This is a genomic window from Runella limosa DSM 17973, from assembly GCF_000482465.1.
Lineage (GTDB): Bacteria > Bacteroidota > Bacteroidia > Cytophagales > Spirosomataceae > Runella > Runella limosa.
The window spans coordinates 187043-200301 of the sequence record NZ_KI519420.1 but is presented as its reverse complement, the minus strand read 5'-3'; the positions used below and the strand labels follow the sequence as shown (position 1 = coordinate 200301).

General features: G+C 46.9%; 10 protein-coding genes. 4 read left to right on the top strand and 6 right to left on the bottom strand.

Annotation, left to right across the window (positions count from 1 at the left end; translation table 11 throughout):
* Positions 1–46 precede the first annotated feature (46 nt).
* Positions 47–1192 carry a hypothetical protein gene (locus tag K339_RS0110720; protein WP_028523571.1) on the top strand — a complete coding sequence of 382 codons (1146 nt, stop codon included), beginning with the start codon at positions 47–49 and terminating at the stop codon, positions 1190–1192.
* A gap of 5 nt (positions 1193–1197) precedes the next feature.
* On the opposite strand, the gene K339_RS33365 is transcribed toward K339_RS0110720, so the two are convergent.
* The 3 genes from K339_RS33365 to K339_RS0110705 all read right to left on the bottom strand — a co-directional run bounded on the left by K339_RS33365 (position 1198) and on the right by K339_RS0110705 (position 4642).
* Positions 1198–2229 (bottom strand): PorP/SprF family type IX secretion system membrane protein, encoded by a 1032-nt coding sequence (locus K339_RS33365; protein ID WP_157607556.1) that lies wholly within the window; start codon positions 2227–2229, stop codon positions 1198–1200.
* Positions 2230–2295: 66 nt separating this feature from the next.
* A complete protein-coding gene (gene crtD, locus K339_RS0110710; protein ID WP_028523570.1) occupies positions 2296–3765 on the bottom strand; it encodes a 1-hydroxycarotenoid 3,4-desaturase CrtD in 1470 nt (489 codons plus the stop codon).
* Positions 3766–3796: 31 nt separating this feature from the next.
* Positions 3797–4642, bottom strand: coding sequence for an MOSC domain-containing protein (locus tag K339_RS0110705; RefSeq protein ID WP_028523569.1), 846 nt, complete (start codon positions 4640–4642; stop codon positions 3797–3799).
* Positions 4643–4701: 59 nt separating this feature from the next.
* Here K339_RS0110705 and K339_RS0110700 point away from each other — a divergent pair, with 59 nt between their 5' ends.
* Positions 4702–5400 (top strand): YjjG family noncanonical pyrimidine nucleotidase, encoded by a 699-nt coding sequence (locus tag K339_RS0110700; protein ID WP_028523568.1) that lies wholly within the window; start codon positions 4702–4704, stop codon positions 5398–5400.
* Here the strand turns inward: K339_RS0110700 and K339_RS33360 are convergent.
* On the bottom strand, positions 5389–6474 hold the full coding sequence (locus K339_RS33360; RefSeq protein ID WP_051397941.1) for a patatin-like phospholipase family protein: 1086 nt from the start codon (positions 6472–6474) through the stop codon (positions 5389–5391). The two genes, K339_RS0110700 and K339_RS33360, sit on opposite strands and share 12 nt — an antisense overlap.
* A gap of 52 nt (positions 6475–6526) precedes the next feature.
* Between K339_RS33360 and K339_RS0110690 the strand changes: the two genes are divergently transcribed.
* The gene (locus K339_RS0110690) at positions 6527–8818 is read left to right on the top strand and encodes a T9SS type A sorting domain-containing protein (protein ID WP_051397940.1); all 2292 of its coding nucleotides are present in this window, start codon (positions 6527–6529) and stop codon (positions 8816–8818) included.
* Here K339_RS0110690 and K339_RS0110685 read toward each other — a convergent pair.
* A complete protein-coding gene (locus tag K339_RS0110685) occupies positions 8738–10024 on the bottom strand; it encodes a hypothetical protein (RefSeq protein WP_028523566.1) in 1287 nt (428 codons plus the stop codon). The two genes, K339_RS0110690 and K339_RS0110685, sit on opposite strands and share 81 nt — an antisense overlap.
* Positions 10025–10030: 6 nt before the next feature.
* Complete coding sequence (locus K339_RS0110680; RefSeq protein ID WP_028523565.1) at positions 10031–11041, bottom strand: CobW family GTP-binding protein; 1011 nt, start codon at positions 11039–11041, stop codon at positions 10031–10033.
* A 173-nt stretch (positions 11042–11214) separates the two neighbouring features.
* Between K339_RS0110680 and K339_RS0110675 the strand changes: the two genes are divergently transcribed.
* Complete coding sequence (locus tag K339_RS0110675) at positions 11215–13194, top strand: M1 family metallopeptidase (RefSeq protein ID WP_028523564.1); 1980 nt, start codon at positions 11215–11217, stop codon at positions 13192–13194.
* The last annotated feature ends 65 nt before the right edge of the window (positions 13195–13259 follow it).

Genomic DNA, 13259 nt, shown 5'->3' with positions numbered 1-13259 from the left:
CCTCCAAAAATTTCGTTATTTTTGAACTAACAAGCCATGAATAGTTATGAAAACCACTTCTTTACTTTTGCTAGTAATTGCTTCGCTTTTTGTCCGATGCGCTACGGGCGAAACGGCCCTCAAAAAAGGAAGACTCGACCTTGCCATTAAGCAATCGTCGTACCGCCTGACCCAACAACCTTCGCATACCAAAGCGGCAAAGGTCTTCATTGCTGCCTACCAAGCGCAGGAACGTATTCACCAAGAAAACATACAGCTTCAAATCAGGAACAATCAACCCTTTAAATGGGAAGATGTCTTATACCAATACCAGCGTTTACAACAAAACTTTCAACAGTTTTCGAAGTGTGCGGCGTGTCGTTCGCTGATTCAGCCCTTGCCTCGACCCTACACCGAAAGCATAGAACAGGTACGCGACCTCGCCGCCGCCGAACGCTACGAAGCAGGTATTCTGGCGTTTAAGCAACAAGGCAACCGCCAAGCCTGCAAAGAAGCTTTTGCTCATTTTAAAAAAGTAAAACAACTGCGGTCGTCGTATAAAGACGTGGATAAATTACTGCCGTTGGCCAAAGAATACGCTACTCTGCGGGTGGTGATTGAACCTTTTAAGGATGTCCATTCACTTTCCCAAAATAACTACGAGTATTTAGAAGACAAACTAGCTGATGCTCTGTTTGATAGTCGCCAACCGCACGAATTGGTCCGCTTTTACCCTCCTGCCCTTGCTCGTTACGACAGCATTCCGCCTCACCATTTGATTCAACTTAGTTTTACCAAATACAGCTCCCAAAGCGAAACTTTGTCGTCGAGCTCCACGACCGTTGAAAGTAACGAAACGTACAAAGTAGGCACCAAAAAAATCAATGATACCACTGAAGTGGACGTGATGGAAAAGGTAAAAGGAAACCTCACTACGCACCGTAGGGAGTTGTCGGCGAGTTGTCGGTTAGAGTTCAGAATCATTGATTTGGACACAGAGCGCCCACTTCATTCTGATTATATCAACGATAGCGCCGATTGGGCCGAAGAATGGCATGAGTTTAGCGGAGACACGCGGGCCTTGAACGGCAAAGTGCTGACTACCTCCAAAAACCTTTTTCCACCTTCGGATAATGATTTTTTTCAAGATATGAGCAAGTCATTGGCATCTCGGCTGCGGAAGCGCCTCCAAGATTTTTATCAAAAGGAGTGATTTTGCTACCAAAACGTGCGCGAAGAAGTATAGTGACTTCGTGAGCCTAGGGTTACTCCCAACGTGATTTCGTGCGAACCGCGCGTAGCTACTTGTAAGGACGATATAGGGTATTCGTAGGTATAATTTACCCGCAGTTGCTGCGCCACTTTTGCCCCAAAAAAGGCCGTAAAAGACTCTAATTGGCGGTATGAAGCCCCAAACCACCAATCGGAAGAATAGCTTATTTTTAAATTCAAATCCCAAGATAGCGGCGCACTAGGTGCTTTTTTCAACAAAATAGAAGGGGTAAAATCCCAGTCTTCTACCAACGGCAACCGATACCCAGCCGTCAGAAAAAAGTGAGGAACGACCTTCCCCTGCCAATTGCTGCTACTGTTTTTAAACGAGAGCGTTGAAGGCCAAAGTTGGTTTACCGAAAACCCACCAAAAAAATCGGTCGAATACACCCAAACGCCCGCGTTTAGGTCGGGACGAATGACGGATAATTTTCCCGATGACACCAACGGGTCTTGTGGGTTTGCCAACCGAAGTTGGTCAAAATCAAGCGTATGCTGACTGAGCCCTGCCGTTAGCCCCGCGCTTACTTGCCATTCGTCATTGATCGGATAATGATACGCCCCCGAAACTCCCAACGAAAACCGCGTCCACGGCCCCGTTTGATCTCGTACCACCGTCAGTCCCATCCCCGCATGAGCATCGGGCTGCGATGAATACCTTTCTCGCCCAAAACGAAAACGAGGAGAAGAAGGAGGTTCTACTCTAAAATCAGGATTGCCCCAAGGCAGATGAGCCGTCAAATAAAACGTTCGAGGCGCGTCTTCGAGCCCACCCCACTGCTGTCGATAGCCCACTCGGGCGTCGGCATAGCTTTCAATTCCAGCTACGGCAGGGTTGATGAGAAAATGATTTTGTAAATACTGCGAATAATGAGGCACTTGTTGCGCAAAACTTGCTCCCACTACCAAAACCCCCATCACGGCCCACAAGGTAGTCTGCCCAAACACACGTTTCTTCCTGTCCAAGTTACTTTTCAAAAAGGGTATCAGATTCAAGGATTAATTACAAAAATCGCGCCTAAATACCCCTTTTCCTAAACTTTGTCAAAGTTCGGCGGTCGCAATTTTAGCCGACAAAATTGCCAGCGGAATCCCGCCTCCAGGGTGTACGCTTCCTCCTACAAAGTAAAGGTTTTTGAACTGACGAGAAAAATTAGCATGACGAAGAAAAGCCGCAAAGCGATTGTTGGAGCTATTGCCATACAGTGCTCCCTGCGAGCTTGACGTCTTAGATTCGATGGTGCGCGGGTCTAAAATCGCCTCACATTCAACCAATTCAGCCAAGTTGACGCCTAAATTATGGCTCAATTTATGCACAATTGCTTCCCGCGTTTGGGCAATGAGAGCATCCCAATCCTGACCCTCGTTATTGGGGGCATTCACCATCACAAACCAGTTTTCTCCCCCTGCTGGCGCGTCGTCAGGTTTATATTTGGAAGTAATATTGATGTAAACGGTCGGGTCGGAATAAATGGTTTTCTTTTGAAATAAATGCTCAAATTCGGTACGGTAATCGTTGGAAAAGAAGATGTTATGAAGTTCCAATTCGTTAAATTGTTTTTTTACCCCCCAATAAAAAATCAGGGCCGAACTTGATTTGGGTTGACGCAGGATACGTTCAGGTTGGCGCGCGTTGGGTAGTAATTTCCGAAAAGTATTCACTACGTCCATGTTAGAAACGACGACATCGAAGGTTCGCTCTTCTACTTTTCCGTTACTAACTAGCTGTAAACCTTTTACGTGATTTTCTTCCGTTAAGATGTTGGTTACTTTCGTTCCAAAATGAAACGTTACGCTCAAATCCTGCGCTAATTTCACCAAACTATCGGTGATGCCCACCATTCCTTTTTTTGGAAAAAACGCCCCAATATTATACTCCAAATGCGGGATGATGTTCATCGTCGCGGGAGTTTCGTAAGGATTAGAGCCGTTGTAGGTAGCGTAGCGGTTGAACAATTGCACCACCCGTGGATTAGAGAACCGTCGTTCGTTGGCGCGGTTCATGGTGGTAAAAGCGTCCAAACGGTGCAAATTCGCGTAACCTTTGAGCGCATCTCGGTTAAAATACGTGCCCAATTTATGCAACGAACGGTGTAAAAACAGCTTCTCGGTCACATCATATTTTAGGGCGCTGTCGTCTAGATGTTCCAACACGTCTTTGGCAGGCACCCCTAGTGTTTGTTCAAGTTCTTGCGCAAACTTTTCCTGGTCGGCATGGGCCGTTAGCCGAACCCCGTCGTCCCAAAAATACCGACACACTTCTTCTAGCCGAATATAATCAAAATAGGCTTTGGGGTCTTTGCCCGACAAACGAAAAAGCTCATCGACCAACTGCGGCATGGTAAACAACGATGGCCCCGCGTCGAAACGATAACCGTTTAACTCAAAACTCGAAAGTTTACCTCCTGGATAGGTATTGGCCTCAAAAACGTGTACCTCATATCCCTTATTGGCTAGCCGAATGCTGGTGGCAATCCCTGCAATTCCTGCGCCAATGACCGCTGCTGTTTTCATTTGTGCTACGGATGTCTTGTCCGTTGGTTAGTTAAATTCCTTCACTCATTGTATAACGCACCTTCCGACTCACGACCACGACTTCGTCTCCCACCTTAATTCGTCCCGATTCTTGCGTAACTACATTTTGGCCAAAGAAAATCTTATTGTTTCTTTTTCGATAAGTGGACAACGTACGCAAAGGTTCTTTACCCGAAATTTCCCCTTTTTCTGGGTCAACCGTGGTCAGGACACAGCGCGCACAAGGTTTTACGCCATAAAAGCGGATTCCTCCTATCGTAAACTCGTACCATTGGTCTTCGTCGTAAGGCTCGCCTCCTTCAAAAACAAAGTTTGGGCGAAAGCGTACCATAGAAACTGCGTCGGGCAGTCGAGTGTTTAAATCATCTAACGAAGATTGGCCAATCAACAAAAAAGGAAAGCCATCGGCAAAGCTTACGTTGACGTCGAAAGGGGCGTAATCTGGGTCGGCCAAACGCGGTGAAGTATCAGGCAAATACATTAAACGCACCGAAAAACCCAACGCCTCCGTCAGCCAGCGATTACAGGCATCGTTGACCACCACGGCTTCGATGGTATCGTCCCAAACAGTCACAGGCACCAAATCGAAGGTTTCGGGAAGTGCAGGTACCGTTAAGACCCCCAAGTCGCGCGTGCGATGTCGAAGGTCCAAGCCATTGTCAGTCAAGGTTACCTCAATTAACGCCATGGTCGGATGTTGACGCTGTGTCACAAAGCGATTGGTGTCATCAATCACCACCCAACGGCGGTCAAAGCGTAAGCCCCGTTCTTCGACTTCGGCCTGCGAAACCCGAATCGCACCCAATGATTTGACGGGATAAATGTAAATATCAGAAAGAATGAGTGAAGTGTTCATAAAACAAAGTAACGTTGATTTTCGTAGTTTTGGAAAAAATAGCAATCTAGCTGTCCACAATGCCTGCTTACAAACATCTTTTTTTCGACCTCGACCACACTTTATGGGATTTTGAACGCAACTCAGCGGAATCTCTTTCTGAAATTTACCATAATTTTCAACTTAATTCCCACGGCATTTTGTCATTAGGCGACTTTGTCAAAACGTTTATTGAGATCAATACCCAACTTTGGGCTGATTTTGACCGTGGTAAAATTGCCCACGGCTATATCCGCGAAAATCGTTTTCGGTTGGTCTTTGAGACATTAGAAGTAGATAACCTTGCCATTGGGAAAGACATGGGCGAAGAATATTTGCGACTTTTACCCCAAAAATCACACCTGCTAGACGGTGCCGTTGAGTTGTTGGACTATTGTGCCAACAAAAACTACCAACTTCATATCGTCACCAACGGCTTTGATTCGATTCAAGCCTCCAAAATGGCGAGTTCAGGCATTCAGCAGTATTTTGAACACGTCATTACCAACGAAAAAGCAGGTGCTAAAAAGCCTGATGCCCAGATTTTTGAGTTTGCACTTCGCTCCGCCAACGCCCGCCCTGAAGAAAGTTTGATGATTGGCGATAACTGGGAAGCTGACATCATGGGAGCGCTCCGCTTTGGAATTGATGCCGCTTTCTATAATCCCAAAAGCCTAAAATTTGAGCAACAACCCACCTACGATGTACAGCATTTGAATGAGTTGATGTCAATTCTCTGAGGTGATGGCGGTTGGTTTACAAAAATCACAAACACCTTTTTTCCCGCTTTCAATCAAAGTGTTTCTTTCCAACAAAGAAAGTTTCCGAACTTTTACCCCAATGCTTTGAAAATCAATTGAAATCGTTCGTTTTAAATCTTCAGGGCGAAAACTAGCCCGATTGGCGGCTTCCGAAACAAGGTTATAAAACGCCCCCATGTAGGTTTTAAAACTGCGAATGGGGTAAGGCGCTAACCCAAAGTTCTGGGCGTCGGCCTTGATTTGTTCGGCGCTTTCGAGGCGTAAACCGAGGGTTTCGTGGTTAAAAACGTAGGCATCGGGCGATAATTGGGGCTGCGGCTGACTCAAAAAGCGGTTTTGGTCAAACAAACCAATCGGATAATTGAGCAACAACCCACCGTCCACCAGCACGTCGGCGGGAACCGTACGCGGAGGGCGCGAATAAAAACGCCCCGTGCTGTCCATAAACACCGCGCAGTAGTACAAAGGAATCGACATCGACGCCCGTACTGCATCCGCAACGGCAAGGTTGGGAAAGTTTTCGTACGACAGCACCATCGGTTTTTGCTGCGTAAGGTTGGTCACCGTCACGTACAAGTCTTTGAGACAACTGTCGCGTTGGGCAAGTTCGTGAAGTTCCCCAAAAGTCAGCCCCGAATTCCCCGTTCTGATCTCGATTTTTTCACCAATCCAGCGTCGAAAGGCATCACCTCGGTACCAGCCAAAACGCTCCACCAATCGCTGGGTTCCTCCCACAAAAATATATTGACCGTCGTTGAACGATTCCACTTTCATCTCAGAAACTAAGTCCGTTAGCTCCGCTGCCGAATAACCTACCGACAACAATGACGCTTGAATCGCTCCCGCCGATGTTCCGCCAATGCGACGAATATTGTGCAGTATCCCTCTTTGTTCCAATTCTTGCAGCGCTCCACAATAAGCTATTCCTCGTATTCCTCCGCCTTCAAGCACCAGATTATGATACTTTTGCTGGGCACATGCCGTTGACAATCCCCAAACAAAATGAATGAAAAGTCCGTTGAGTAAGAGCTTGCGTAACACTTTTTGAGCCATAAAAACGTTTTTTGTTGTGTAACGATTTTAGCCAAGAAAAATTGAACAACGAATGAAGCTTCTGCTACCAAATTTCACCACATCACTCGCCTATTCCTTCGCTTGTCGCGGTTTGGCGGGAATTGTTTTAGGGGTATGCACGACTTTCACGGCGTTGGCTCAGTCGTTTTCTTTTCAGTGGGATAATACTGTTCCCGTGACGATTCAGGGCAAAAAGCTTCTTAACCCTTGGGTAGGTGGGCTAAACAATGCTCAGTTTTCTAAGATGCACCTCAACGACGATGGGGTCGAAGATTTGGTAGTTTTTGAACGTTCAAGCCATTCCATCAACACTTTTTTGGCCGTACCGCAAGCGACTGGGCTTCAATGGAAACACGCTCCCGAATACGAAACGCGCTTCCCCGCTGACATGCTTCATTGGATGTTGCTAGTTGATTTTGACCAAGATGGCCGTAAAGACCTTTTTACCAGCACCAACGGTGGTATTCGGGTTTTCAGAAACGTGGCCACTTCCAACGGCTTTTCGTGGTCCCTCATTGCTGACCCGATTCTCACCCAAGGCTTTTCGGGGAATATAAATTTATACGTTCAGCCCACCGACTTACCTGCCATTACTGACATTGACGACGACGGCGACATTGATATTCTTACTTTCGATTTTACGGGAACGTCGGTGGAATTACACCAAAATTTTAGCAAAGAACAAAAAAGTACGAATCCGTTTATTTTTAAGAAAACGACTAACAATTGGGGGCGTTTCAGCGCCACCTCCTTTTGTGACCAATACCTTTTCAACCTTCCACCTATCGACGTCACCCTTCAAAATCCCTCAAACGCGCGCATTGCCCACGCAGGAAACACCCTCTGGGTAGGCGACCTCAACGGAGACGGCAAAAAAGACGTACTGCACGGCCACGTTGCTTGTGACAACATTGTGATGCTGACCAACGTAGGGGGAAACGGCATGGCGGCACTCATTGGAAGTGCCCAAGCTTCTTTTCCAACCGTCAACCCCATCAGTTTCCCCGTTTTTCCTTCTCCTTATTTGGAAGACATCGACGGCGACGGCCAAAAGGACCTGATTGCCAGCCCCAGCAGTACCGACATTGCCACCAACCCATTGCTCAATTTACGGAAATCCAACTGGCTGTATAAAAACGAAGGAACCACTACCAACCCCAAGTTTACCTATCGTCAAATGGATTTTCTCCAAGACGGGATGATTGATTTGGGGGAAAACGCCACCCCTGCCCTAGTGGATATTGACGGTGATGGTGACTTAGATTTAATCGCAGGCTACGGTGGTTTACGCGCCACTGATGGCTATCGGGCGGGCATTGCGTTTTTCCAAAATACAGGTAACGCCACCCAAGCAGCCTTTGAATTTATCAATGAGGACTTTCTCGGGTTGAGCGCCCAGCTTTTTAAAAAAGAAAACGTGAGTTTGGTCAATGTCAAACCTTTTTTTGCGGATTTGAACGGCGATGGCACCACTGATTTGGGCTTTTGGGCCAATACTTTCAGGGGAATGGACATTCGCTACCTGCCTAATCTCGCCCCCCGTGGACAAGCAATGCGGCTAGATACGAGTCGAATCGCCAAAATGCCGCTTCCTAAGAATTTTACCAACGGAGAGAATTTACTCTACTACGACATTGACAAAGACGGAAAATTAGACGTATTGGTCAGTAAAAATTCAGGAAACGTGGAGTTTCACCAAAATGTGGGGAGTACGGTATCCCCCATCTACGAACTTAAAAGTGAAGCTTTTGGCGGAATTGACGTTGATTTTGAACGCCGCGCGCAGGGCATGGTCGTGGCTGACCTAAATGCTGACCAAAAACCTGAGCTTATCATGGGAGACTTGCTAGGTCGCTTGCGTGTTTACCAAAACTTTACCACCCTGGCTACGCTTAAAAGTGATAGTAGCCTTATTTTCAACGCATTTAATAGCAAATCTGAATTTATCCGCATTGGCGTGGGGCTGTTTCCTGCGGCAGGTGATGTAAACGGCGACCAACTCCCCGAACTACTTATTGGAAGCAATACGGGAGGAATTCGCTTTTTGAAAAACAACTCCCCCAAAGGCACTCCCACTGGCAACGAGTTGGAGTTTTTTGTGTATCCAAACCCTACTTCCAACTTCCTTTACGCCCAAGTTCCAGAAAAAGGAACGCTTGATCTGTTTTCCCTCAGTGGACAATTCATCCGCAGCATTGTTGTTCCACAAGCCACGACCGAGCTCCCCATGGATACCAGCAAATTACCTGCGGGCTTGTATGTCCTGCGTTTTACCACCGCCAATGACGTTAAAATGTCGCAAAAGGTAATAATAACCCGCTAAAACCGCCAAAGCATACACCGCATAGCCCCAACTTTCGCTCATAGTCCAACACTCCACGCACCAGCGATGGGTTTCGCTAGGAAAACGCCCAAGGTCGGGCTCTACTTCATGCAATCGCATCAAAGGCAGCGACATCAAGAACACGTAGCCAGTAACCCAAGTAGGCTGTTGATTTAATTTTAGCAACAAGTAAGTAAGCACAAAAGGCATTCCATTAAACAAAATTCGGCTCGTGTCTCCGCCCCCAAACACGCTGAGGAATAGCCATACAATGAGTTGAATTTGTAAATGGGTATTTACCTCACCCCCTGAGTCCCCCTCTCCTTGCAGGAGAGGGGGATTTTGAACGCCTTTCTCCTTGAAGACGCAGAGTGAGAATGAGGTGCAATGCTTATTTGGTGAGACGGCTATCCACAAAGTTCCAAAAGCCAATAACCAGCTAATGGGAATCCGCGCTAATAATTCTGGCTCCACCAAGTACCTTTTTGCCACCCGAAGCAATGTTACTAGGGAGTTATTTCGCCAATCGGACGTGGGGGGAGGGAAAAAATGCGAAGCTAGGTAATACACCAACAACGCCACCAATAGCGCTGATAATGCAATAAAAAAGGGACGTTTTGACTGGTTGAAAACAACGCCATTCACCCCATTCCACAAAGTCATACATCCAACGACGGCAATAAACGACTCCTTTTGTAGCGTTCCTAAAACGGCCACAATCACTACAAAAAGCCTGTTTTTACTTTCTATAACCCCAAAAAACAGCAAGAGCGTTAACCAAAAATAGCTTCCCACATCTGCCGTTACGGGGTCGGGCAGGTACATGCGCACCAGTCCTTTCCAATGAAAAAGTAGCCAAAACAATCCCAGTCCAATGACTGAAAGGCGAAGGTGTAGTTTTTGCCAAATCAACGTAAGTAAGCCCACAGTCAGCACGACAAATGCACCATTGAGCCAAATAAAATCCGTTTTTAGGTCATTGAAGGGCAAATGTGCTGCCATCCATGAGCTCAAAATTCTGGTATTAAAAGGAAAAGAGGAGAGGTAATCAGGCGTAATGCCCCGAAAATACCGATAGCTTTCCGCGTATTTGTGGGCATCAAAACGTTTGTCCAGCAATTCGTAGGAATACGTAGGCTGCACGACTGCATACGCTAGATATACAATCGTGCTCACCCCCATTGCTATCCCAACGTTTTTTTTCATTTTGGGCTATTTTTTTTCCAACAAACAGCCTTTCAAGCCTTCTTCCAAGGTCTTCCACGGCAACGGATTGGCACCTATGCACTCCACCCGACTATCGCGACGGTAGGCCAGATACTCAATCGAAAACTCACCTCGAACGGCATTGATTAGCACCCAATCCACACCCGTCCGAAACGCTCCTTTTACTCGCTCAACCTGTTTGACGGAGGTCACCCAAGCTTTTAACTTTTGTAAATCAAACACCTCGTCGGGCGAGAATACCCAACCGCAGCTATATCGTCCTAGCCCGTGATTTTCTTTCATCAATGGTTTGCCCACTTCAGGAATAGGTAAGTCGTGATTATCTCCGTGATGGTGATGGTGTTCGTGCTCATGGGCATGAGGGTGCAAAGCTTTGCGATTGGGAAAAGGCTCAATATTCAACCAATTAGGGTCAACATCGCCCTGTTCGACCGCGCCAATCAGAATCTTCGGCGGAAATAGCTCCTTGGCCCACTCCAAAAACTCACGCGTCAATTCTTCGCCCGCAAGGTCAACTTTATTGGCAATCAGTACGTCAGAGAGCGTAATTTGGTCAATGAATGTCTCATGTTCGCGGTATTCTTCATTGTTCCACTGCCTTGGGTCAACCAAACATACCGTGGCGCGGATGTCCAGCACATCTTTTAAAAATTTTCCCCGAAGCATGTCGAGAATAGCCTCTGGGTGCCCCATTCCCGTAGGTTCAATCAAAATCCGATGGGGCTTGATTTGGCGTAGCACCAACGTCAGCGTCATTTGCATTGGTAAATTAGCCGTGCAGCAAATACAGCCGCCTGCGACTTCTTTCACCACGAGCCCGTTTTCATCGGCTCCCGCAAAGGGGGTATGGTCGATGGAAACCGCCCCAAATTCGTTGATAATAACGGCCCAGCGCTCATCGGCTGGTTTACGTTTCAGGATGTTTTGGAGCGTTGTGGTTTTGCCTACGCCCAAAAAACCAGTGATTAGATTGACGGGTATTTTTTGTAATGCCATAAATACTTTCTTTTCTTTTAACACATAGGGCACATTAGGAATACAATCACATAGTAAACCATAGAATACCTCAGATTGGGTGAAAATAGGGCCAAAGTTGGGGATTCTAAGTCGCTTTTTTACGTTTTACAACAATTCTGTTTTACCTTCGTTTTTCTGCAAATTTCACTAAAATGTTCCGACAACTCTGTTTTTTATTTTTGGTAAGCCTTGCCGCATTGGTGCAAGCCCAAAACCCCACCAGCAAATACGATCCACACGTATTATTTAACCCATTGTTTAACTACCAGCCTGCCAACGAATTTCGAACAGGAAGCGGCGCTCCAGGGCCTCGGTATTGGCAAAATCACGCTGATTACAAAATTGCTGTAACCCTCGACGAAGCGGCTAATCAGCTCAACGGTGAAGTAGAAATCACCTATCTTAACAACAGCCCCGAAACGCTGCCTTTTCTTTGGCTTCAACTCGATCAAAACGCCTTCAATGATAACTCTCGTAGCGGCAAAACTACCCCTTTGAGCGGCGGGCGCTATGGGAATGCTGGTTTTGAAGGTGGCTATATCATCTCTGCGGTGACTATTCTGCAAGGCAAAGGAAAAGCCTTACCTGCGGAGTATATTGTCGACGACACTCGAATGCAGATTCGTTTGGCAGAGCCGCTCAAAGCAGCAGGAGATGTCATAAAAATCAAAGTTACCTATTCATTCAAAATCCCATCGTATGCCTCCGACCGCATGGGAAAACTAGACACGCGCAATGGAATAGTGTATGAAATGGCCCAGTGGTACCCACGTATGTGCGTATTTGATGACATCGAAGGGTGGAACGTACTTCCTTACCTCGGCGCAGGCGAGTTTTATCTAGACTACGGAAATTATGAATACAGCGTAACTGTACCTTGGAACCACATTGTGGTAGGTTCGGGCGAACTGCTTAACCCGACGGAAGTACTTACCACGGAGCAGTTGAAGCGCCTCGAAGAAGCCCGTAAGAGCGACAAAACGGTGATGATTCGGACGGAAAAAGAAGTGAAAGACAAAAACTCTCGCCCAAAACAAGAGGGTATGCTTACTTGGCGTTTCCGCTGTAACAATGCCCGTGACGTGGCTTGGGCCACTTCGCAGTCGTTTGTTTGGGATGCGGCTAAAATGAACCTGCCAAGCGGTAAACCTGCCTTGGCACAGTCGGTATATCCTGTCGAAAGTGCAGGCAACGATAGCTGGGGGCGCTCTACCGAATACGTGAAAGGCTGCTTAGAGTTTTATTCAAAATATTTGCTTGAATATCCCTACCCCGTCGCTACCAACGTAGCGGGAATTGTGGGCGGAATGGAATACCCTGGCATCGTTTTTTGCGCGCACAACGACAAAAAAGAATCGCTTTGGGGCGTCACTGACCACGAATTTGGGCATACTTGGTTTCCGATGATTGTGGGCAACAACGAGCGTAAGTTTGCGTGGATGGACGAAGGTTTCAACACGTTTATCAACATGCTCTCTACCGAGGCATTCAACGACGGCGAATACAACCAAGACCGTTTGGATGACATTCAAAACATTGCTCCGACCCTTTTCCGCGACGGTGCCGACCCTATCATCACCATTCCTGACGTCATCAAAACCACAAACCTTGGCTGGGATGCGTATTACAAACCTGCGATTGGCCTCAAGATTCTGCGGGAAGTCGTGGTTGGCCGCGATCGTTTTGATTATGCTTTCAAACAATACGTAAAACGCTGGGCGTTCAAACACCCCACTCCGTATGATTTCTTCCGCAGCATGGAAGATGGCACAGGCGAGGACCTTGGCTGGTTTTGGAAAGGTTGGTTTTACGAAAACTACAAACTCGACCAAGCCGTCAAAGAAGTACAATACGTAGAACAAACCCCCGCCAAAGGCTCAATCATTACGATTGAAAACTTAGAACAGTGGGCTTTACCAGCCGTAGTAGAATTGGAAGAAACCAACGGTAAAAAAACGCGGATTCAACTCCCTGTTGAGGTTTTTCAACGCAGTGGTTCGTGGACGTTTAAAGCCCCAACCAAAGGGCCACTTAAATCGGTTACGATTGACCCAGATTCCAAAACCCCAGACGTCAACCCTCGCAACAATACGTGGCGTCCTGCTCGCTATATTTCACCCGACGAAAACTAGCATTTCACCATCGTAAGAAGCCGAGGCCCGCAATGGTCTCGGCTTTTTTTATTGCACCGAAAATC

Coding starts and splice junctions, on each gene's coding strand:
- K339_RS0110720 (WP_028523571.1), top strand. CDS start 47: ATGAAAACCACTTCTTTACTTTTGCTAGTAATTGCTTCGCTTTTTGTC.
- crtD (WP_028523570.1), bottom strand. CDS start 3,765: ATGAAAACAGCAGCGGTCATTGGCGCAGGAATTGCAGGGATTGCCACC.
- K339_RS0110705 (WP_028523569.1), bottom strand. CDS start 4,642: ATGAACACTTCACTCATTCTTTCTGATATTTACATTTATCCCGTCAAA.
- K339_RS0110700 (WP_028523568.1), top strand. CDS start 4,702: ATGCCTGCTTACAAACATCTTTTTTTCGACCTCGACCACACTTTATGG.
- K339_RS33360 (WP_051397941.1), bottom strand. CDS start 6,474: ATGGCTCAAAAAGTGTTACGCAAGCTCTTACTCAACGGACTTTTCATT.
- K339_RS0110690 (WP_051397940.1), top strand. CDS start 6,527: ATGAAGCTTCTGCTACCAAATTTCACCACATCACTCGCCTATTCCTTC.
- K339_RS0110685 (WP_028523566.1), bottom strand. CDS start 10,024: ATGAAAAAAAACGTTGGGATAGCAATGGGGGTGAGCACGATTGTATAT.
- K339_RS0110680 (WP_028523565.1), bottom strand. CDS start 11,041: ATGGCATTACAAAAAATACCCGTCAATCTAATCACTGGTTTTTTGGGC.
- K339_RS0110675 (WP_028523564.1), top strand. CDS start 11,215: ATGTTCCGACAACTCTGTTTTTTATTTTTGGTAAGCCTTGCCGCATTG.